This is a genomic window from Halanaerobium polyolivorans (genome assembly GCF_020711195.1).
Lineage (GTDB): Bacteria > Bacillota > Halanaerobiia > Halanaerobiales > Halanaerobiaceae > Halanaerobium > Halanaerobium polyolivorans.
Genome location: NZ_JAJFAT010000010.1, coordinates 88286 through 109645, shown reverse-complemented (window position 1 = coordinate 109645; position 21360 = coordinate 88286). Strand labels below are relative to the sequence as shown.

General features: G+C 32.9%; 23 protein-coding genes. 20 read left to right on the top strand and 3 right to left on the bottom strand.

The genetic code is table 11. The features are described 5' to 3' along the window. Window positions 1–11 precede the first annotated feature (11 nt). The 11 genes from LJ207_RS08385 to LJ207_RS08335 all read left to right on the top strand — a co-directional run bounded on the left by LJ207_RS08385 (window position 12) and on the right by LJ207_RS08335 (window position 11542). A complete protein-coding gene (locus LJ207_RS08385) occupies window positions 12–215 on the top strand; it encodes a hypothetical protein (protein WP_229345992.1) in 204 nt (67 codons plus the stop codon). An 87-nt stretch (window positions 216–302) separates the two neighbouring features. After that, window positions 303–1169, top strand: a complete 867-nt coding sequence (locus LJ207_RS08380) for an ADP-ribosylglycohydrolase family protein (RefSeq protein ID WP_229345991.1) — start codon at window positions 303–305, stop codon at window positions 1167–1169. A 198-nt stretch (window positions 1170–1367) separates the two neighbouring features. After that, window positions 1368–3977 carry a PD-(D/E)XK nuclease family protein gene (locus tag LJ207_RS08375; protein ID WP_229345989.1) on the top strand — a complete coding sequence of 870 codons (2610 nt, stop codon included), beginning with the start codon at window positions 1368–1370 and terminating at the stop codon, window positions 3975–3977. Then, the gene (locus LJ207_RS08370) at window positions 3974–7093 is read left to right on the top strand and encodes a UvrD-helicase domain-containing protein (RefSeq protein ID WP_229345988.1); all 3120 of its coding nucleotides are present in this window, start codon (window positions 3974–3976) and stop codon (window positions 7091–7093) included. The genes LJ207_RS08375 and LJ207_RS08370 overlap by 4 nt, the downstream gene beginning before the upstream one ends. 181 nt (window positions 7094–7274) lie before the next feature. Next, complete coding sequence (locus LJ207_RS08365; RefSeq protein WP_229345986.1) at window positions 7275–8339, top strand: metal ABC transporter substrate-binding protein; 1065 nt, start codon at window positions 7275–7277, stop codon at window positions 8337–8339. A 139-nt stretch (window positions 8340–8478) separates the two neighbouring features. Further along, window positions 8479–9225, top strand: coding sequence for a metal ABC transporter ATP-binding protein (locus LJ207_RS08360; protein WP_229345980.1), 747 nt, complete (start codon window positions 8479–8481; stop codon window positions 9223–9225). A 4-nt stretch (window positions 9226–9229) separates the two neighbouring features. Next, complete coding sequence (locus tag LJ207_RS08355; protein ID WP_229346005.1) at window positions 9230–10042, top strand: metal ABC transporter permease; 813 nt, start codon at window positions 9230–9232, stop codon at window positions 10040–10042. A gap of 61 nt (window positions 10043–10103) precedes the next feature. Beyond that, window positions 10104–10862, top strand: coding sequence for a cryptochrome/photolyase family protein (locus LJ207_RS08350; RefSeq protein WP_229345978.1), 759 nt, complete (start codon window positions 10104–10106; stop codon window positions 10860–10862). Beyond that, entirely contained in the window at window positions 10819–11100 is a 282-nt protein-coding gene (locus LJ207_RS08345) for a hypothetical protein (RefSeq protein ID WP_229345977.1), read from the top strand. Before LJ207_RS08350 ends, LJ207_RS08345 begins: the two co-directional genes overlap by 44 nt. A gap of 99 nt (window positions 11101–11199) precedes the next feature. Further along, window positions 11200–11346, top strand: coding sequence for a hypothetical protein (locus LJ207_RS08340; RefSeq protein WP_013404861.1), 147 nt, complete (start codon window positions 11200–11202; stop codon window positions 11344–11346). A gap of 10 nt (window positions 11347–11356) precedes the next feature. Beyond that, entirely contained in the window at window positions 11357–11542 is a 186-nt protein-coding gene (locus LJ207_RS08335) for a hypothetical protein (protein ID WP_229345975.1), read from the top strand. Window positions 11543–11572: 30 nt separating this feature from the next. Here LJ207_RS08335 and LJ207_RS08330 read toward each other — a convergent pair whose 3' ends face one another. Further along, window positions 11573–12133 (bottom strand): HD domain-containing protein, encoded by a 561-nt coding sequence (locus LJ207_RS08330; protein WP_229345973.1) that lies wholly within the window; start codon window positions 12131–12133, stop codon window positions 11573–11575. A 211-nt stretch (window positions 12134–12344) separates the two neighbouring features. On the opposite strand from LJ207_RS08330, the gene LJ207_RS08325 reads away from it, so the two are divergent. From LJ207_RS08325 to LJ207_RS08305, 5 genes are all read left to right on the top strand, one after another. Next, the gene (locus LJ207_RS08325) at window positions 12345–12827 is read left to right on the top strand and encodes a cation:proton antiporter regulatory subunit (RefSeq protein WP_229345972.1); all 483 of its coding nucleotides are present in this window, start codon (window positions 12345–12347) and stop codon (window positions 12825–12827) included. A gap of 2 nt (window positions 12828–12829) precedes the next feature. Beyond that, window positions 12830–13978 carry a cation:proton antiporter gene (locus LJ207_RS08320; RefSeq protein WP_229345970.1) on the top strand — a complete coding sequence of 383 codons (1149 nt, stop codon included), beginning with the start codon at window positions 12830–12832 and terminating at the stop codon, window positions 13976–13978. A 145-nt stretch (window positions 13979–14123) separates the two neighbouring features. Continuing rightward, window positions 14124–14522 (top strand): molybdenum cofactor biosynthesis protein MoaE, encoded by a 399-nt coding sequence (locus tag LJ207_RS08315; RefSeq protein WP_229345968.1) that lies wholly within the window; start codon window positions 14124–14126, stop codon window positions 14520–14522. A gap of 28 nt (window positions 14523–14550) precedes the next feature. Then, window positions 14551–14910: a putative signal transducing protein gene (locus LJ207_RS08310; RefSeq protein WP_229345966.1), complete on the top strand. Its 360-nt coding sequence runs from the start codon at window positions 14551–14553 to the stop codon at window positions 14908–14910. 22 nt (window positions 14911–14932) lie between these two features. After that, window positions 14933–15235, top strand: a complete 303-nt coding sequence (locus tag LJ207_RS08305; protein WP_229345965.1) for an MTH1187 family thiamine-binding protein — start codon at window positions 14933–14935, stop codon at window positions 15233–15235. Window positions 15236–15308: 73 nt separating this feature from the next. Here LJ207_RS08305 and LJ207_RS08300 read toward each other — a convergent pair whose 3' ends face one another. Then, window positions 15309–15656, bottom strand: a complete 348-nt coding sequence (locus LJ207_RS08300; RefSeq protein ID WP_229345963.1) for a hypothetical protein — start codon at window positions 15654–15656, stop codon at window positions 15309–15311. Window positions 15657–15860: 204 nt separating this feature from the next. Between LJ207_RS08300 and LJ207_RS08295 the strand changes: the two genes are divergently transcribed. Genes LJ207_RS08295 through LJ207_RS08280 form a run of 4 tightly spaced genes read left to right on the top strand, consistent with a single transcriptional unit; the run spans window position 15861 to window position 20321 of the window. After that, window positions 15861–17105 (top strand): ABC transporter permease, encoded by a 1245-nt coding sequence (locus tag LJ207_RS08295; RefSeq protein WP_229345961.1) that lies wholly within the window; start codon window positions 15861–15863, stop codon window positions 17103–17105. 20 nt (window positions 17106–17125) lie between these two features. Continuing rightward, window positions 17126–18388: an ABC transporter permease gene (locus LJ207_RS08290; RefSeq protein WP_229345956.1), complete on the top strand. Its 1263-nt coding sequence runs from the start codon at window positions 17126–17128 to the stop codon at window positions 18386–18388. 17 nt (window positions 18389–18405) lie between these two features. Next, window positions 18406–19173 (top strand): outer membrane lipoprotein-sorting protein, encoded by a 768-nt coding sequence (locus tag LJ207_RS08285; protein WP_229345954.1) that lies wholly within the window; start codon window positions 18406–18408, stop codon window positions 19171–19173. An 11-nt stretch (window positions 19174–19184) separates the two neighbouring features. Then, window positions 19185–20321, top strand: coding sequence for a hypothetical protein (locus tag LJ207_RS08280; protein ID WP_229345953.1), 1137 nt, complete (start codon window positions 19185–19187; stop codon window positions 20319–20321). A 79-nt stretch (window positions 20322–20400) separates the two neighbouring features. Here the strand turns inward: LJ207_RS08280 and LJ207_RS08275 are convergent, their stop codons facing one another. Next, on the bottom strand, window positions 20401–21354 hold the full coding sequence (locus tag LJ207_RS08275) for an aminopeptidase (protein WP_229345951.1): 954 nt from the start codon (window positions 21352–21354) through the stop codon (window positions 20401–20403). Between the last annotated feature and the right edge of the window lie 6 nt (window positions 21355–21360).

Sequence of the window (21360 nt, the reverse complement as noted above, 5' to 3'; positions counted from 1 at the left end):
GGAGGTAGACAATGTATTTATATGCTCTTAAATCTGAAAATGGCTATTTGAAAAGAGCTAAAAAAGGTGGTTATCAGTTGGTTGGCTTAAACAAGGCTTCAGTATTTTCCAGTCTTGCTTCAGAACAACTAATTCAGCTTCATCAAAAAGCTAAAAGCGATAAATTAGCTAACTTGAGGGTGGTCGAATTAGAGATTAAAGAAAAAGAGCTTTAAATTGTAAAAAGCTTTATTTAACTTTATCTCTTAGCAGAGTATAATTCTATCTGAAAGAGCATAATTATTTAAGAGGAGGGTCCGAAAATGGATAAAAATAGATCAGCAGTATATCTAAGTTTAATTGGAGATGCAATCTCTTTAGGCTCACACTGGGTTTATGATACAGATAAAGTTAAAAAACATTTTCCGGGAGTAGTAAGTGAATATAGAGCACCTGAAATTGCAAAATTTCATCAAGGCAAAAAAGCCGGAGACTTTACTCAATATGGAGAACAAGCTTTTGCTTTACTGAAGTCTATTTACAATAACGGGGGTTTTGACTTAAAAAAATTTAGAGATGATTGGATGAAATATATAGAAGAAAATGAAATGTATATGGATCATTCGATGAAAGATTCCCTGCAGAAATTCAAAGAAAGTGAAAGTCTAATTGGCACCGAAAATGTAGAACTGGGTGGATTGGCCCGTAGTGCCCCGATGTTTATTGATAGCAGTATTACTAAAGATGATTTTCTAGCTCAAATTCATCTAACCCATAATGGGGAGATAGTAGATCAAAGTGCAGAATATATCTATCAAGTTATGCAGGACATCTTAGGTGCTAAAGATTATAGGAAGGCCTTAGTTGATAATAAAGATCTAAATGATTATATTAGTGGTCTTTTTGAAAATATAAGTTCAAAAGGTGAGGTTCTAGAAAGAGCAGATGAAAGAGGACAGGGCTGTTCTACAGCCCAGGGTTTTCCGATCGTATTAGATGTGCTCTTAAACTACTCTGATCCCTTAGAAGCATTTTCGGTAAATATCAGGGCAGGTGGCGATAATGCTGCCCGGGCAATGATAATTGGAATGGTTCTGGGAGCTGATCAGGGTTTGAAAAATCTGCCTAATAATTTAATTGATGGTTTTAACAAGGCTGAAGAGCTGAAAAATATGATAGGAGAATTATAACTTAGGCCAAAATAAGAGCAATTTAAAGAGCTTCTGCTGCTGGATTTTCTCCAGTAGTTGGGGCTCTATTTTAATTTAAAGAAATAAATTATAAGCTCTGACACCATGCTGTCAGAAGAATATGGTATAATATTATTAAATATAATTTTTTTCTTCAAAAACTAAGGGAATATAAGCTAAAAAAGGGAGATGTTTAGTTTGGAATTTAACTATTTAGACTATGGAGAAAATTTAATAGAGCAGAGTGTTTCTCTTAACAAAGCAGAGCTTTATGTTTTTACTAACTTTGCCAGTATGGTTGAAGCCCAGAACTATTATGATCGGAATAAGGAGCTTTTTAGTTCTGAAAGTTTATTCATAATGAAAGAAGATTTATGGGATAAATTATTTTTGAGTGATAAAACTTTAATCAAAGAAGATAAACTTAAACTTATATTTTACGGAGTTTTAAGCCAGTCAGATAAAGATTTTTTTAAGATAGATAATTATGCTGAAAGCATAGACACAGCTTACGAATTTTTCCACTTTTATGAGCTGATAAGTCAAAATAGGCTGGCTTTATCTGAGTTTGAGTTAAGGGTAAAATGGCAGCAGCAGAGATTAGAAAGGTTTGAAGCGATCAGAAAAAAGTATGAGAGCTATTTGAGAAATAATAATTTGGTCGATAGAAATCTCAAAAGAGATTTCAAGAACTTTTCTCCAGAATATGCAGCTGATTTTGATAGTATTAACTTTATCAACTGCCTTCATTTTAATGATTTTGATAAAGAAGTTTTAAAAAGATTAGAGGCAGCAGAGAAAAAAGTAAAAATCAAGCTGCAGCTAAAAGAGAATGATTTTGATGAAAGCAATTTAAGGATAAAATCTTTCACTTTTCCTGACTATCTTAATTCTGAGCTAAGAATTTATCAAAGCAAGGAAAAAATACTACAGCTCTTTAATCTTTTAGCAAAAATTAATAAGCAGAAAGAGACAACAGAGATAATAGATTTAAGTGAGCAGGAAAATGGGATAGAAAATATACTCTCTCCAGAATTGATTAAATTTGAAAAAAGTATTGCTTTTCAAGAGACTGCTATCTACAGTTTTTTAGAAGAGATCTTTAAAAACATGCTTAACTTTCAGTTCAATAGAGAAGGATTTAGACTTGATTTAAATCAACTGCTCAAGAGCAGCTATAGGCAAAATTTTCAGCTTTATTATAATTTAAAAGCTGAGGATCTGCAGCAGTTAAAATCTTTTGCTAATTATGAATATGTTTACCTTGATCAGGAGAAAATAAATAATTTAGCTAATCATAAGTTTGAGCGGATCATCTCTGATCTCAAGCACTTAAAAAATATCAAAGATATAGAGTCCCTTCTCAACTTCTTAAAAGATTTAGATATAAAGGTTCTGCAAGAAGATAAATATCAGAATGGCGATCTAGAGCAGTTTTATGATGCACTGCTTGAGCTTAATACTATCTCACTTTTAGAGCTTGATAATAATTTAAAGCAGGAGCGAGCTAAGTCAGAACAGATATTTAAATTGCTGTTAAATTATCTAGGCTTTAAAAAGCTTAGAAAAAATAGTAAAAAAGAAAATTTGCAGGCTGTGGTTAAAGACTTAGAAAAAGCCCCTTATAAAAAACGAGAGCAGCTGCTGATGATCAATGCTAATCAGGCTAACCTACCTAAAGAGTATAGAAGTAATAGCTTTTTGAGTGAGGCTGATTTAAAACGCTTAGGCCTGGAATTGAAAGAAGTTAATTATCTGAAACAGAAATATGATTTTTTCTCAACTATTTTTAATACAGCTCAGTGTGATTTATTCTACATTGAAAATGTAGATAATAATATTACTTCCAGTCCTTTTATCGAAGAACTTAAATTAAGATATGAGCTAGAAGATAGTGAGGTAGAATATCAGACTAAAGATCAAAAAAATCTTTTGGCAGAATTATTTATAGCAGCTAGTTCTAAAAAAGAGCAGGATCTGCTGGGTGAAGACTTAGTAAAAGAAGATCAAATGCTTTTAGAGAAAGAAGATTTTCCCCAAGCTAAACTTTCTCTGAGCCATTATCGATTTGAAAATTTAAAGCGCTGCCCTTTTAAGTTTTATATGAGTAATATCGCCAATATAGAATCAGAAAAACTTGAAATTGATAAAGAGCTGAGTATGTTGATGATCGGTTCTATTGCCCATGAATTTTTCGAGGAGTGTATAGAAAAATTTGCTATACCTTTAGAGAATTGCAGCAGAAGTATATTAGAAACAATCTTAAAAGAAAAGCTAGAAGAATATGAGCTGCAGATCCATGATTATTATAAAAAATATTATCATGCCATCTTATTTGAGAACTTAATTGATTCTCTTTTTAGTTTGGATAAAAGCATCCAAAAATTAGTTGATAAGATAGTTAAAGTTGAAACTGAAGTCAGCTTAAGAAAACATGATATTTTTAAAAGTGAAGAAGGTATCTCAGCCTATATAAATGGTCGTCCCGATATATTGATTGAGGCAGAAGCTGGCAGCAATTATATCATAGATCTTAAAACAGGGAGTGGGAGTATGGAACAGCTGGCCCTCTATTCCTTGATGTTGAACTTTGAAGACAGGGATTTTTCAAATACCATAAAAGCTATTTATAAGATTATGGAAAATGATCTGGATATCGACAACAGAGATCGCGAAGAAAAATTAGAGCTTAAAATAAAAGAAGAGCTTACTCAACTATTTGAAGAAAAAAGATATAAGACCATCTATAAATCTGACTGCAAGAAAAAGTGTGATTACTATGAAATATGTAGGGTTGTGGTAAAATGAATAAAATATTAAAAGCAAGTGCAGGTACCGGAAAAACATACAGGCTTTCTTTAGAATACCTTAATGCTGTCTTTCAAGGCGAAGATTTCAGGAATATCGTTGTGATGACCTTTACCCGTAAGGCAACAGCTGAGATCAGGGAAAGGATAATCGAGCATCTGAAAGAGCTAAAAAAGAAGAGAGTAGATTCTGAGCTTTATCAAGAACTTAATAAGCTCAGTCCTCTTGCAGGAGAAAAAATAATAGAACAGGTAGATGCTATCTATGAAGAAATACTAAGCAGCAAAGAAAAAATTAATGTTTTTACTATAGATAGTTTTGTTAATAGAATCTTTAAGCGTTCTATAGCTCCTTATTTAGGTATTAAAGCTTATGAGCTTAGTGATACAGATGAAGAAAGTGCAGAAAAGGTATTTAAAAAGATTTTAGAGGATGAAGCGGTTTTTGCCCAGATGGAAAATTTCCTAGCAGAAAATAGGAGCAGGAAGATAAAAGACTATACTGATCTTATTGCTGACATAATAAATCAACGCTGGAAATTCGAATTAATAGATTATCAAAGCAGAAAAGCAAAAGAAAACACTGATTTTATCAGTAAACTTGATAATTCTCTGCAGATTATTCAAGATATAGCAAGCAAAAAAGCTAAAGAATTTAATAGTAATTATTTTAGAAAAGATTATAAAAGAATTTTAGAAAAATATTTGGCTTTAAAATCTGAAGCCGAGAAAAAAGAACTGATCTATAATAACTATAAGCAATTTTTATCAACTCATTTTTGGAATGGGGGTAAATTAAGGGGCAAGTCTGTGGAAGAATTAAAATTTGCCTTAGAAGAGGAATATGCTCTGATGCAGGAAGCGCTGGCAAATGAAGCCTTTAATCAAGAAATTATTGCTTATGAAGATGAAATTTTTCGCTTTACAAAAAAGATTTTCGAATTCTATGATCAAATTAAATTTAAAGAAAAAACATTCACTTATAGTGATATCAGCAATTATACTTATCAATATTTAAGAGAAGAAGAGTTAAATCTTTTAGAAGGCAGAAAAACATCCCAGTATTTTAATGATTTATTGGGAATTGAGATAGAATATCTTTTGATAGATGAGTTTCAAGATACAAGTGTTCTGCAGTGGAAACTCTTAAAACCGATCATCAATAATACTGATCATAAGATTATTGTTGGTGATGAAAAACAGTCTATTTATGGTTGGCGAGGTGGAGAAAAAGAACTATTTGCAAATTTAGAAAATATCATAGCTGCTGAAGTTGATAACTTAAATATCTGTTACAGAAGTGATGGCAAAATACTTGATTTTGTCAATGCTTTTTTTAGCGATCTTCATCCAGATTGGGAATATGAAGCTGTAGACGTTCTTCCAGCAAGAACAGAGCTTGGCTATTTAAAGCTTTTGCTTGGTGGGAAAAGCAGTTTAAGTAATTTTAATAAAGATATTGAAAAAGCCAAATCTGCAGAAGAAAAGAGCCGCTTAGAATATATCCAAAATACAGTGGTTGAAGATCTTAAAGCTGAGATAGCCTCTCAAATTGCAGAAGATAGAGGTGATTTAGCCAATGTAGCGGTAATAGCTCGTAAAGGTGATGATTTAGAAGAAATAGCTGAAGAACTTGATAAGAGAAATATTAAATATATTCGGGGAAGTTCAAACAGCATCATAGAACATGAGGCTGTAAAACCTATCTATAATCTCTTTAAATATCTTTATACAGCAGACTATCTCAGCCTACTTAAATTTTTAAGAAGCGATCTTTTACAGCTTAATCACCAAAGTTTAAAATATCTGCTGAAAAATAAAGTGAAAATAGAAGCGGCCCTAGATTCTGAAAAAGTAATAGAAGCTCAGGCTATTAGAGAACTGCTCAGCTTGATTAAAAAGTTGAAAAAGATGAGCTATGCAGAACTTGTTCATCATTTATTTAATGAGATGGGCTTGTTTAGTATTTATGAGGATCAGGCTTCAGCTCTGAAAAACATCTATTTCTTTTATGAATTATTAAATCAGTTTAAGAGCTTAAGTTCACTGATGCAGTATATTGAAGAAAAGAAAGAATCAGAAGAGCTGCAGCAGCTGGGAATAGAAGCTGAAGATGCGGTACAATTATCAACTATTCATAAAGCAAAAGGACTAAGTTTTGAAAGTGTATTTTATTATTTTTCACCCAAACTTTCAAAAGGAAACAATTATAATAGTATTAAAATATACCTTGATTTTGATCAAAACTATGATGAGGTTAATGATTATCTCTTAACAAATACAAAATATAATTTTATTTTAGAAAGCTTAGCCTATAATTTCATAGAGGACGAAAAGCAAAAAGAACTAATGGAAGAAATTAATAATGATTATGTTGCTCTAACAAGGGCGGCAAAGAATCTTTTCGTTTATGTAGAAAACCCCCGCAAATTTAGATTAGATGAAGATTTATTCTGGTCTGGCAGTAATTATCAATTTTATGAAAAAGCTCTACTTAGGGCAGCTCAAAGTGATAATCTATTAGAGCTAATTAAAGCCAAAGAATTTGGTGAACTGCAGAGTGATGGTAGAGAAAGTTCTGAAAGCAAAGTTGATTTAAATGACTTAGCTAAATACTTTAAATATGAAGTTGAGCCAGAGAAAAAAGAAAAAAAGAGCTTAAATTATGAACAGCATAAATATAGATTATTGGGAACAATAGTTCATGATTATCTTCAGTATATTAAATATGATAGAAAAAAAGAACATCAATTAGCAGCAGCGATTATCAGAGATAAATATCTAAATATAGTCGGGAAAAAAGTAATCGATAAACTGATAAATTTACTGCAGGTATTCACAGCAGCCAAAAAAGACTTATTTGCTGACAAATATGAGGTATTTACGGAATACACCATTTTTGCTGGAGAAGAAATGAAAAGAATAGATAGATTAATGATAGATAAGAAAGCCAAAAAAATTAAAATTATAGATTATAAAACTGGAGATAAATATCAGTCTGAACAATTAGAAGCCTATGCTGAATTAATTGAGAGTAAAAGCAAAACAGGTTATGATATTGAAACAGAATTTATCGACGTTAAAATAGGCAAAGATTTAAAAGTTAAAGATCTGTAAGATATTTTACTGATAAATCAACTTATATATAATAAATTTGGACTATATTTGCAATTTAAATTAAAATATTCAAATAAAATGAATTAATCTACATTATTTGACAAAAATAATTTATTAGTATAAAATGGAAATAATAAATATTTTAACAAAAAAAATAATTATTGAAAGAGGAGCAGATAATATGAAAAAAATTATACTTTTTCTTTTCATTTTTTCAATGGCTGTTTTGCCTTTATTTAATACTGTTCAGGCAGCAGAGGCTGATGTACACATAAGTATTTATCCGATTTTTGAAATAGCAGAAAGGGTTGGAGGGGAAAGATTAAATATCAATCAGCTTACTCCTGATGGAGTAGAGGTACATGGATTTGAACCTTCACCTAGGGTCTTAGCCCAGCTGGAAAATTCTGATTTATTTATTTATATTGGTCAGCAGCTGCAGGGATGGACTGATAATGCAGCCGCTAATTTAAGAGAAGAAGGAATCAGGGTCATTGATTTAACTGAACATGTAGATTTAATTGAATATGATGGACACCACCATGATCACCATCATGACGACCACCATCATGAACATGAAGAAGACGGCCACCATCCTGACGACCACCATCACGAACATGAAGAAGACGGACACCATCATGAACATGAAGAAGACGGCCACCATCATGACGACCACCATCATGAACACGAAGAAGATGTACACCACCATGATCATGCTCATGGAGAATATGATAATCACATCTGGTTAGATTTTAATAATATGATATTGATAACCGAATTAATGATAGAAGAATTTTCTCAATTAGATCCCGCAGGTGAAGAAATATATAGAGCTAATGGAGATGAAGTCATTGCAGAACTTAAAGCATTAGATGAAGCCTACAAAGAGGGTCTTCAAGATTTAGAACATGATACTATTATTGTTTCACATGCTGCTTTTGGTTATTTAGCAGAAAATTATGGTTTAAGACAGGTAGCAGTAACAGGTTTGGATCCTCACTCAGAACCTTCATCACAAACAATTAGAGAGTTAATTGATCTTTCTCAGCAAACAGGGCTAGACTATATTTTCTTAGAAGTTCTTGCCAGCCCTAGGGCGGTAAATGTTATTGCTGAAGAAGCAGGTTTAGAAATATTAACTTTAAATCCTGCTGCTGGTTTAAGAGAAGAAGATCTTGAAAATGAGGAAAATTACTTTACAATAATGTATAGTAACCTTGAAAACTTGAAAAAAGCACTAAAATAATTTAATTATAAAGCCTGACTTGCTTTTTATAAGGTGAGTCAGGCGATTTTTTGTCATAAAGGAAAGCTTTTTTAAAGGAATGCAGCTAAGTTTATCGAAATTTAGATATAGCAGCTAAAGAAAATCTGGGGGAGATCATGTGAAAGTTCTTGAAATAAATAATGTTAGCTTTTCTTATGAAAAAGAAGTGGTGATCAATAATGTTTCACTAGAATTTGAGAAAAGTGATTTTGCAGCTTTTGTGGGGCCAAATGGCTCAGGTAAAAGCACTTTGATCAAAATGATAACCGGTAATTTAAAGCCTGATCAAGGGGAGATAAAGATTTTTGGTAAATCGATCAATAATTATAGTGATTGGAGTAGGATTGGTTATATATCCCAACAGGTTAGGGATTTTAATCAGAGTTTTCCTGCTACAGTAAGAGAAATAATTGCCAGCAATCTTTATAATAAAATGGGTTTTTTAAAAATAATGAATTCAAAATTAGAAGCAAAAATTATTAAAGCTTTAGAGTTGGTAGATATGAAAAACTATTTAAATAGAAAAATTGGTAACTTATCTGGTGGTCAGCAGCAGAGAGTTTTTATTGCTAGAATGATGGTTAATGATCCAGATTTAATTTTGCTTGATGAACCTCTGGTTGGGGTCGATATAAGGGCTCAAGATGATTTTTATCAGATCATTGGCGAGATTAACAATAATCTTCAAAAGACAGTTATTATGGTATCTCATGATGTTAATCTGATCAGCAAACAGGCAAATAAGGTCATCTGTTTTGATAATGGTGAAGCATATCCTCATGATTCAGGTGATTTTAGCTACCAAAATTATATAGAAGGATTAAGAGATACATCGATAAGAATAATTCCAGAACATGGTCATTAAGGAGGTGTTGTTGCTGGAGTTTTTAAATTATAGATTTATGAAAAGAGCTTTACTGGCTGGTAACCTTGTCGGCATAGTAGCTCCACTAGTGGGAGTCTTTTTGAACCTAAGAAGGCTTTCTTTAATCGGTCATGCTCTATCCCATGTAGCATTGGCAGGAGTAGCTATAGGACTTTTTGCAGGGTTTTTTCCTATTTATTCAGCAATTATTGTCTCTATAATCGCTGCCTTAGCAATAGAAAAATTACGCCGGGATTATGCTGATTATGCCGAATTATCACTTGCAATAATTTTGGCTGCTGGTTTGGGGATTGCAACAATTTTAATCAATCTTTCGCAAAGAAGTGCCGGTATTCAGAGTTATTTGTTTGGCAGTATTTCTCTGGTTGGTAGTAGAGATATATATATTATATTATTTTTAACTTTAATAATAATCGCAATTATAGTTAAGTATTATTATGGCTTTTTCTTTTTAGCATTTAATGAAGATGAAGCCAGGCTGGCTGGAGTTCCAGCAAAACCATTAAATATCATTTTTATGATTGTTACCTCACTTACAGTAGCATTATCAATTCAAATTGTGGGTACTTTATTAATCGCGTCTTTAATTACAATCCCTGTTGCAACAGGGATGCTTTTGGGTAAAAGCTTTAAAATGACCATTTTTTACAGTATCTTTTTTAGCCTGATTTCTGTAAATTCTGGTATAATATTATCTTTTTATTATGATCTTGCTTCAGGTGGAACTATTATTTTATTTAGTGTTCTACTTTTGCTAGTAGTGATTTTTATCAAAAAAGTTTTTAATATAAATTAGATCTTGATAATTTATTCTGTAGAGAGTGGGAAGAAAATATTCACTAAATAGGAGATTTAAAATGAGAGAATTAAAGCAAAATTTTTTGGTGCTCCCCAATCAGCTTTTTCAAGCTTTAAAAGAGCTTAAAATAAAGAATATTATTTTATATGAAGCTGAAGAATATTTTTGCAAATACAAATTTAATAAAAAGAAACTGCTCTTACATAGGGCTTCTATGCAGAATTTTGCTGAAGAACTAAAAGATGAATCTAAGTTCGCAAAAATTAAATATTTTGGTTATCAGGCTGATTTAAATGAAGTTCTTAAAGATATCAAAAAGCTTAGTCTCTTTGATCCTCCTGATAAAGAGATTAAAAAGCGAATTAAGCAGACTGCTGAACAAAAAGGAATAGAACTAGAGTTTTTAGAAAGCCCCAATTTTTTGAACAGCAGAAGTGAAAATAGAAGTTATTTTGCTGATAATGATTTTTTTCAGCATAAATATTATATTAGGCAGCGCAAAAAGCTTAATATTTTAGTTGATGAAGATAATAAGCCTGTGGGTGGGAAATGGAGTTTTGATGCTAAAAATAGAAAAAAATTTCCTCAAGAGATAACTATTCCAGACCCACCAGAGTTTGCTAACCCTTTTTTAGCTGAAGCAAAAAAATATGTAGAAAATCATTTTCCGGATAATCCGGGTAAGCTAGATAATTTTATTTACCCTCTTAACAGAACAGAGGCAGAAAAACTTTTGCAAGATTTTATAGAAAACAAATTGGAGCACTTTGGTTATGTATGCAAATATTTATGGGATGAGCCAGTATTCATATTCTAAAATGATGACTAAACCTTATATCTCTTCCAGTAATTATATTCATAAAATGAGCCATTATTCTAAAGGGGAATGGTCTGCTGTCTGGGATGGTCTTTACTGGCGTTTTATAAATAAGAATAAAGATAAATTTTCTGATAATCCAAGGATGTCTTTAATGCTTTCGATCCTTGATAGAATGGATGAGGATAAATTAGCTGAGCACCTAAAAAAAGCGGAAGAATTTTTAGCAGAGCTTTAAAAAACATTAGTTTGTGACATAATGCTGTCAGACTGCTCTGTTATAATACAATTAAGAGCTTTAAAGATCATAATCTTTTAATTACTGAGGTGAAAAGAGATGGCAAAATTGGTATCTTTTCTTTACAAGCTGGCAAGAAAGGCAAATGATGTGGAGACTTTGAGCAGTGGAGATCCTAAGCGGGTTGCAAAAAGAGCCAAAAATAAGGTTATTGGCAGGTCATTGATTAAAAAATTAATGAAATAGGGGGCTAAGAATGGAAGAAATTTTAGATGAACTCAAAATTGGTGAGAAATTAACTGTTGGGGTTAATGCTTCAGAAGATGAGATCGGACTTTATCTAGCATCTGAAGATGTTTCAGCTAGCTGTGCTTTTAGAAAAGAAGAATGGGATAATTTTGTAGCAGCAGTTAAAAAAGCAGATAAAAAAATTAATTCTTAAATTAATGGCCGGGATTTTTCCCGGCTATTTTCAGCTAAAAACTTGCTCTACCGATAGTTTAAATTCCCTGTACATCTCCATTCCTTCTAGAGATTTTAAGCTATTGACTAAAGCTTGATAATACCATTTTTGCGCTTCTTTTCCTGCATTAAATTTTGTCCAGAAAGCTTCTTTATCTACTCTATCTAAATTTCTCAACATACTTCTGATATTGCTTAACTTATCTGCACAGGCAATGGCTTTAACTTTAAAATTGGCTTCATTTTTTAGATACTTTACAGTCTCTTTTTTTCTTGTTTTCCAGGAGCGTTCTGCTCTACCTTCTAGTTTTTCAGAGGCTCCTATGACAAGTTCTAAAATTTCTTTACCAAATTTAGTTTTGATATCTTCTTTTTTGACCACTGTATCTTCTAAGAGATCATGGAGAAGGCCGGCAGCTATTACTTCCTCAGTAAAAGCATTTTCTTTTAAGATCATTGCCACTTCAAAAGGATGAACTATATAGGGTATTTCACTCCCTTTTCTATTGTCACCTTTATGCTTTAAAGCTGAATATTCTAAAGCTCTAATAACTAATTTATTTTTTAACATTGCCATCTTCCTTTCTTGAGATTATTTTGATTTTCTATGATTATGGATAAGACTTAGCTTATCATTTGCTTTAGATTGTGGTATAATTTTCATAATATTAAGCTCGAGTATGATATATTATTTTAATTATATCAAATACTAGGAGTTCATGCTATTTCAGTGAATAATTTTTAGGCTTTAAGTTTTAAAATTTACAAAAGGAGGGTTGATAATGAATATCAGGCATAGTGAAATACCTCGAGTTGGTCATAAATATACAATAAGCACAAAAAAGGGTTCCCAGTTGGTGCTGATTTTTTATCGCTCTGGAAAAAGAGAATTTTATTTTAACAAGGCTGAAGGTGACGAACCGGAATTAGCTTTAACTATAAATGATGAGGAAGCTAGAATTTTAGGAGCTTTACTTTTAGGAGTAGATTATGAAGCTGATAAAAGCAGTATTGATTCAAATATAAGTGACAATATTGTGGTTGAATGGATAGATCTTTCTCCTAACTCTAAACTTGCTAATAAGAGTATAATAGATTCACAAATCAGAAGTGAAACTGGAATAACTATTATTGGAATTAAAAGAGGTGATAAGGTGCATGGGAGTCCAAATATCACTGAAAAACTTCGCCCTAATGATAAATTAATGGTAACTGGAACTGAAGAAGATATCAAAGAGTTTGAAAAAATATGTGAAGGAGAATAAGAATGTTAGTCTTAGACTATCCGATTTTGCTTGACTTAGGCATTAAAACTTTAATATTTGCTTTTGTGCTTTTAGGCTGTCTAAAACTCAAAATAACAACTGTTCCTGTTTTTATTCTAGTGGGCTTGGTATTAAGTCCTGTAATTATTAGAGAAGGAGCACTGCTGGGAATAGCAGAGACTGGTATAGTTTTACTTTTCTTTTTGTTAGGTTTAGAGTATCCTCTATCTAAAATGATTAAAATAGCAAAAAAGATATGGTTTGGGGGAGTACTTGATCTTGGGATAAATTTAATTTTTCCAATGCTTGTAGCATACTTTTTTTCTTTAAGCTGGCCAGCAGCATTTTTGCTTGGTGGAGTAACATATGCCAGCAGTTCCTCCATAACCTTAAAAATGTTGGAAGATAAAAAACGTTTTGCTAATCCAGAATCTGATTATATGATAGCACTTTTAATTTTCGAAGATATTATAGCCCCGGTTGCAGTAACTTTAATTACTGTTTTATATGTTCAAGGAGATTTTACCTTAATTACAGGAGCAGGAGTAATTGCAAGGGTAATTGCTTTAATTGGATTTTCATTAATTTTAGCTAAATTTCTTTTTGCCCGTTTTGCCGATCAATTCGATCATAGGCTTAACGAACAATTTGTGCTTTTATTTGGTGCTTCAATGGCTTTGATATTTTCGGGTTTAGCTTTATTACTTGGCCTTTCTGAACTTTTAGGTGCTTTTTTAGCTGGGGTTATGCTTTCAGAACTTGAACATCCAGAAAAATTTGATAAGGTAATTTTGCCGGTTAGGAATATAACTTTACCCTTCTTTTTTGTTTGGTTTGGAGCAGGGATAGAACTGGGAGCAGGTATTTTATCAATTCCACTTTTAGCCTTTTTGCTTGTCTGGGCGATAATAGGTAAAATAATTGTTGGTATCATTGGAGGTAAAGCCTTTGGGCTAAGCAAAAAAGCTGCAATCAGAGGCGGTTTCTCTTTAGTACAGAGAGGAGAATTTTCTGTTGTTATTGCTGCTTTAGCTGCAGCTGAATTGAGAAGTTTTAGTGGTATTTATATTGTTTTAACAGCTTTTATTGGGATGCTATTTTTTACTAAGGCATCAAGCTGGACAAATTATATAACTGCAAAAACAAAATAATTTGCAATTTTTTTATAGATAATAGGTAAAAGAAATAAAAATAGCTTAAAATGGCAGGGAAAACAAGAGTATCAGAGAATATTAGAGTTAGTATTAGCTAATTTTGAATTAATAATACGATCTTTTTGGAGAGGAGCTGCAAATAATGAAGAAAAAAGAAACACCTTCAATAGATCAATGGCTAAAAGAAGCAAAAGCTGCCCCTGATGCTTTAGAAGAAGGGATGATTTTGCTTCACAATGGTGTTGTCCGCAAAACTCCCAGGGCCCAAGTGAGAGAAGGCATAGAGGATGGTTCAGAGGTCAAAGGAATGGAATTTGACTATGATCCCCTCAAGGTAGAAGAAGCAGTTGCGGAAACCTATAAAATGGATGGTATTTTCTATGTTAAAACCTGGCTGAATAAAGGCCAACTTGAAGTTGGAGATGATATAATGTATGTTTTAATTGGAGGAGATATCAGACCACATGTAATTGATGGCCTAGAGTATTTAGTTGGCAGGATTAAAAATGAATGTGTTAAAGAGATAGAACAGAAAAAATAACTGCTTTCAAAGGTGAGGAGCATCTTAAATGAGTAAACTTAAATTGAGACATCTCATAACTACAGGTGCACAGGAAGCAGAGATGATTAGAGCCCTACTTGAAGATAATGGAATAGCGGTAATAGAAAAACATCATGAAGTTGGAGCTTATGCCTCCATTTATATGGGCTTCTCTGCTTTCAATGTGGAACTCTACACTTCTATAGAAGATTATAAAAAAGCCCAAGAATTGGTTTCTGAGCTGGAATTTGTTGATAATCAGATGCTGAATGAAGAAACAGAAAGTTATGAGCAGGGCAAAGAAGCATCATATTATATGAAAACCGCTGCAAAAATCATTATAGTTTTGTTCTTATTGATCAGTCTTTTTATCTTTTTTTATTTTTAAGCTAAAAAGGGGGTAGTTAATTATGGCTATAGCTGAATTGACAGTTGTACCTTTAGGAACCAAGGAAACAAGTTTGAGCAATTATGTTGCCGGCTGCCATCAGATCTTAAAAAAACAGGATAAAGTTGAATACCAATTGACACCAATGGGTACAATTCTTGAAGGGAATTTAGAGGACATTTTTTTGATTACTAGAAAAATGCATGAAGTTCCATTTGAAAATGGAGCTTTAAGGGTTACTACCAGTTTGAAAATCGATGACCGCAGAGATAAAAAAGGCAGTATGAAACAGAAATTAGCTTCAGTTGAAAGCAAACTCAATTAAAGCAAAAAGCCAAATATTAATTTTAAAAGCTTCCTAAAGTACAGTATTTTTTCAAAGCTGGCTTTAGGAAGCTTTATTTTTTTAGAGCTGCAATTAAAAGAAGTAAAGAACCCAATATTAGAAAAATCCAGCCATATTCATAAACTAAAAGTTCAACATTTTCTCCAGCGCTTTCCTTAAGCTGAATAAAAGTATAGATATTGAAAGCTAAAGCACTTAGAGCTGTAATTGCTAAATGTTTAAAATATTTATTGATAGTTAAAATGAGTGAAATTAAAGCAAGCATAAAAATAAAAAGAGCTCCACCTTGAGCATCGGAGAAATATGAAATTTGGCCGATCATTGGAGCACTGACAAGGGGAGTAAAGATTCCAATAATTAAAGCAAATATTGCTATAAGAGAAATATATAATTTCTTCAAATTACCATTCCTTCCTTTAGATTAATGTCAGTATAATATATTTAACTAGAACTTGCAATTAAGAGCAGATTAAAGTTTGACTTAAATTGCTTAATTATTAATCTAATTATGATATAATAAACAATACATAATATTTTGATAATTTAAGCTATCTAAAATTTATTTTAACTTTTAGATTTTGAAGTAATGAAGGGAGCTAGTATAATGTTTTTATTCAAACTTGCCTTGAAAAATCTTAAACGCAGAAAAAAAAGAACCTTTATTATGGCACTTATTCTAGCAACAGCAGTTATATCTTTTCTGCTTTTAGACTCCCTTATGATTGGGATGATGGATTTATCTTTTGGTAATGTTATTGATTTTGAAACACCCCATATTGAAATTGCTCAAAAGGAATTTTTTGCCGAAATAGATGATGATGAAGAACCACCTTTAGAGCAAGCTTTTATTCCTGAACAATCAAAACTTGCTGAATTAAGAGAAATTGAAGGTTTTAGAGCCTTAACTTCTGTGATAGATTTTTCAGCTACATTTATTGCTGGCAGATATGATTTTCCCGTTCTTGTAAGAGCAATTGATGAAGAAAGTTTTAAAGCTGTCTTTAAACATCATGAACATTTAGAAAAAGGAGAATTTATAAGTGCTGGTGACTCAGGTGTTGTAATAGGGAAAGATCTAGCAGAGTTTTTTAATTTAGATATTGGAGATTATTATACCCTAAGATTTAGGGACAAAGATAATTATTATAGTACTTTAGAAGGAGAAATAAAAGGTATTATCTCAACTCCACATCCAGAGGTTAATCAAAGAACAGTATTAGCTGCCAGGGATCAGGCTGTAGGAAGATTGGCAGTTGCAGAAAATAGTATTACTCAATTGATGCTGAGATTGGAGAATCGGGATCAGGCTTTAAATAAGGCTGATTTATTAGCAGCTGATTTTGCTGAGACAGACTTTGAAGTTCGCTCTTATAGGGATGCTTCTGAGATGCTTGTAGCAATTGAGGCCTGGGGATATTTAGAAACTTATTTTATTCTAGCACTTATTTTATTAGTAGGAGCTATTGGTATAGTTAATGCCGTTGTATTATCTGCCCTAGAAAGAGTTGAAGAGATTGGAATGATGAAAGCAATGGGACTAAAAGAAAAAGAGATTGTAAAGGTCTTTGTTATTGAAGCAGGTGGAATAGGAGTAGTAGGAGCTCTGCTGGGAAGCTTCCTAGGAGGAATATTAAACTTTTTCTTTGTTAAATACGGTTTTTCTTTAGAAGGACTGTGGAATCCTGAAGCCCTTGGCCTGCCATTAAGTGGGAGGCTTTATGGCAGCTGGAGTCTATCTTCTTTTAGCTTTATATTTATTTTCGTGATCATTATAACTGTAATTGCCAGTATTATACCTGCATATTGGGCAGCTCGTAAAGATCCAGCTGATGCCATTCATCATAAATAATTTAGTTTTTGGAGGTGAGAATGATCTATTTATTCAAAGTTGCCTGGCGTAATCTCAGTCGAAATAAGGTTAGAACCTTTGTTTCGGTTCTGGCAATTACTGCAGTAGTAATGATTGTAATTTTTGCCAGAGGATTAATGCTCGGCTTTACCGAATCGAATTTCCAAACATATATAGATAATAATTATGGCCATCTAAGAATAACAGATAGAGAGTATGAAATTAGAGAAACTTTATTACCTCTTGATTATACTGTGGATGGTTTTGCAGGAGAAGGAAAAAGTGAGATGATTACTGAAATAAAGTCCCTTGATAGGGTTGAACATGTTCTGCCAAGGATTCGCTTTGGAGCTATGGCAAGTATTGATGATAGCTTAATAAGAATGGTAGGTGTAGGAATCGATTCAGCTGCTGAAAATGATTATGGAGCTTTAAAAGCAGACCTTAAAAGAGGGAGAATGCCTGAAAGAGAAAATGAAATATATCTTGGTAGTGGCTTATTGCAACGACTTAATGCTGAACTTGGTGATAGGGTTACCTTTTCTTTTGCTGATGCCTATCAATCATTAAGGGGGCGCAGCTTTCAGATTGTGGGGATCAGAGAATCAGGAGTAACTCAATTAGATGATAATTTCTTTTATCTACCTTTGAGCACAGTTCAGGATATGTTATGGATGGAAGATGAAGCAACTGAATTACTTGTTTTTGCAGCTGATACAGGAGAGGCAGCTGCTTTGCAGACTGAAATAAATGAGCTTTTAAGAGAAAGAAATGCTGATAATTATTCAACTGTGCTCTGGAATAAAGCTGACCCACTAATTGAAATGTACAATGAAGTCGGTAATCTGATGAATTTAGTCTATGTATTATTTATATTACTTGGTAGCATTGTTGTAATCAGCAGTTTAAATATGATTATTCGTGAAAGAACTTCTGAAATAGGGATGATGGCTGCCCTTGGTCTAAAAGAAAAAGAAATTATGAAAATATTTGTTTATGAAGGTGCTTTTATGGGAGTGCTTGGCAGTTTGATGGGAGTAATAGGTGGTGGTATAATAACATTTTACTACTCGCTTGAAGGGATTCAGGTTGAAGTATTTGCAGAACTTATGGAAGAATTAGATGTTCTGGTAGAACCAGTCTTTTACCTTATTTTTAACTTTGAAAACCTTATTCTAAGTTTTGTTTTGGGAGTCGTTGTGGTTACTTTAGCCTGTCTTTTTCCAGCTTATAAAGCTGCCAAAATGGATCCGGTAGACGCATTACATTATATTGATGATTAACAAAGGAGGCTTGTATTGTGTTTAAAAATCTAAATGTATATCTTCTTATTGCTCTTTTTCTATCATTTGCATTACTCTTGTGTTTTCCTTTGCATATAGCAGCTGAGGAGTTGAGTGCTGAAGAAATAATGCAGCGAGTTGATGAAAATGAATATATAGAATCAGGAAGAATGGAAGCTCAAATGATAATTGAAGATAGAGGTAGAGAGATCGTCAAAGAGATGTTTTCCTTTATTGAAGGGCATAACAGTTTAAGTGAATTTACAAATCCCAGAGATAGAGGGACTAGATACCTAAAATTAGATGATGATCTTTGGATGTATTTTCCCGATGCAGAAGATTTAGTTAGAATTTCCGGTCATATGATGAGAGAAGGAATGATGGGTAGTGATTTCTCTTATGAAGATGCTCTTGAATCGCAAAGACTGAGCGAATTATATGATTTTGAATTAGAAGGTATAGAAGAAATCAATTCTAGAGAAGCATTTGTTTTATCAGGGCTAGCACTTGAAGATGAAGATGTATCTTATTATGAGAGGAAAATCTGGGTTGATAAAGAACGCTTTGTTATTTTAAGAGATGAATATTACAGCACAGGGGGCAGAATGATTAAAGAATTAGATGTAAAAGAATTAAAAGAATTTGAATCAGGACGCTGGTTTCCGGTAAGGGCTGTAATGAATGACAAGTTAAAAGCAGAAAGTCAAACTACTTTAAAAGTTTTAGAATTAGAATTTGATTATGATATACCTGAAGGGAAAATTTCTTTAGAAGAACTGCAGTGAGAGGTGTTAACATGTTTTTTAAATTAAAGAACAATCATAAATTGCTTTTGACACTATTTTTGCTAATAGCTTTTCTCTTAGCTGCAGATAAGACGGCAGCAGTTGAGCTGGGAGGAAAACTGGAGCTTGAAAGTTCCATGTTTTATTTAGATTCTTTAGAGCTTTCTCTTAATGCTAGGAGTGAAGTAGAATTCTTTTTTGCTGACTATTCTAACTTCGAACCTCGCTTTGTTGTGCAGACAGCACTTGATGATAGTGGTGAAGCAGAATTGGAGATAAAATATTTATATCTTCGTCATCGCAGAGATAATAAGAATCTAACTATAGGACGTCAGCCTGTTTCCTGGTCATATGGTGCTCTTATCAACCTTTTAGATTATGGACTGGGAATAGATGATCTGGCAAGTGAGAGTAGACAAGCCGGTATTGATGGTTTTCGCTATCATTATTCTCTGGGGAGGGGAAGAAGTTTACAGTTGGTGACTTCTTTTTCTAAATTAAATATTGATGATTGGGAAGAACTTGGTTATGGAGCACGATTACGTCTGCCCGGAGCTGGTTATGACTTTAGTATTCAGGCAAGCTATCAACCTATTTCTGATTCAGAAAATGATAATCTTGATGATAATTTATTTAGGGCAGGAATGAGCTATAAAAGGGACATAAAAGACCTTGGAACTTATGGTTCACTGGGATATTTTTCTCTTGAAGATCAAGATGATATAATGCTGCAATTTGGTATTGATTACAGCTGGCTGGTTGGTGACCTCAGAAGAAGACAGGTTTTGCTGCAGGCTGAATATTATAGGTTTTTAAGAGATAATTTGAGTGCAGCTTATTTAACTGGTTTAGAGATAGGTGGTGCTGAAGAATTAGGCAGAGATAGTACCGCTGCAGAAGGTCTTTTAGCTGCTTTATTTGATAATAGGGATTTTTTCTTGCTTGATCTTTCAGTTCAACTTGATCACTTTTCTAAGCTTGGCTTTATATTAATGGGAGAAAGTGAAGATAGGAGGACTTTGCTCGGTTCTTATTATACAAGTGAATTAGGTGGAGGATTTGAAATAAGGTTTGATGGCAATTTAGCAAAAGATGAAGCTGATGATTATTTGTATGGAATTTCTTCAACTCTTAGTTATTATTTTTGATAAAAAAAGACATTGCCTCTTGCTCTCTGATAATTTTAGAGCTTTTGGGCAATGTCTTTTAATATCTTAATGTATTCATTTATATTAGATGTTCACCTTTTTCAATTACAAGCTCACCATCTAAATAGAGATTTGGCTCTAAAATAACTCCATCGATATGGATAGCTGCTTCTACATTGCCACCCATAGAAGCATTATCACCAAAGGCGATGTGAACAGTTCCAAAAACTTTTTCTGCTTCAAGCAGGCTGCTTGAAAGCTGAGCTTCCATATTTGTTCCAATTCCCAATTCGGCAATATTATAGACATTTTCATCATCAGCAGAACTTAAGAGTTCTCTAATCTCAGCTGCTGCTTTTCCACCTTCAATTTTTTCTACAAGGCCATCTTTGATGCTTACAATAATATCTTCATCCATATCATTGATACCTGCTATAGCACCATCTATAACCAGTGTACCGTTTGCACTGCCTTCAATGGGAGCTGTAAAAGCTTCACCTGCAGGGAGATTGCCGTATTCTCCTTTGTTGATTATTTTTCCAGTATCTGCTGTTGCTTTTCTGCCTTCAATTGAAAAGCTGAGCTCTGTTCCTTTGGCTGTGGTTATTTTAACTTCTTTTGTCTGATCTAATTTTTGAGCAAATTTTTTGCTTAATTTGCTGATTTTATCATAATCTGCTCCAAGGGTTCTGATCATTATATCCTCTGTTATACCTGGCATAGTCGCTATTCTGGCTCCATTTTTGCAGGCTTCTATTCTGGCCTGGGTATGTGATAAAGACTTAGTTGTAGGAGCTAGAACAACATCTGCATTTTTCATAGCAGCAGCAACAAATTCTGGTGGTTCTTCTCCATGGGTAGTACGTTCAATCATCTTAATTAGAGCTGCTTCTGAATTAACTTCCAGGCAGGCTTCTAAAAGGCTTTCTCCTATGGCTAAAGATTTTTGATCAACAATAACTAAAACAGCTTCTCCTTCTTTAATCTGTAGACAATCATTAACTACGGTTTTACTGGCATCTTTTACTGACATCAAATC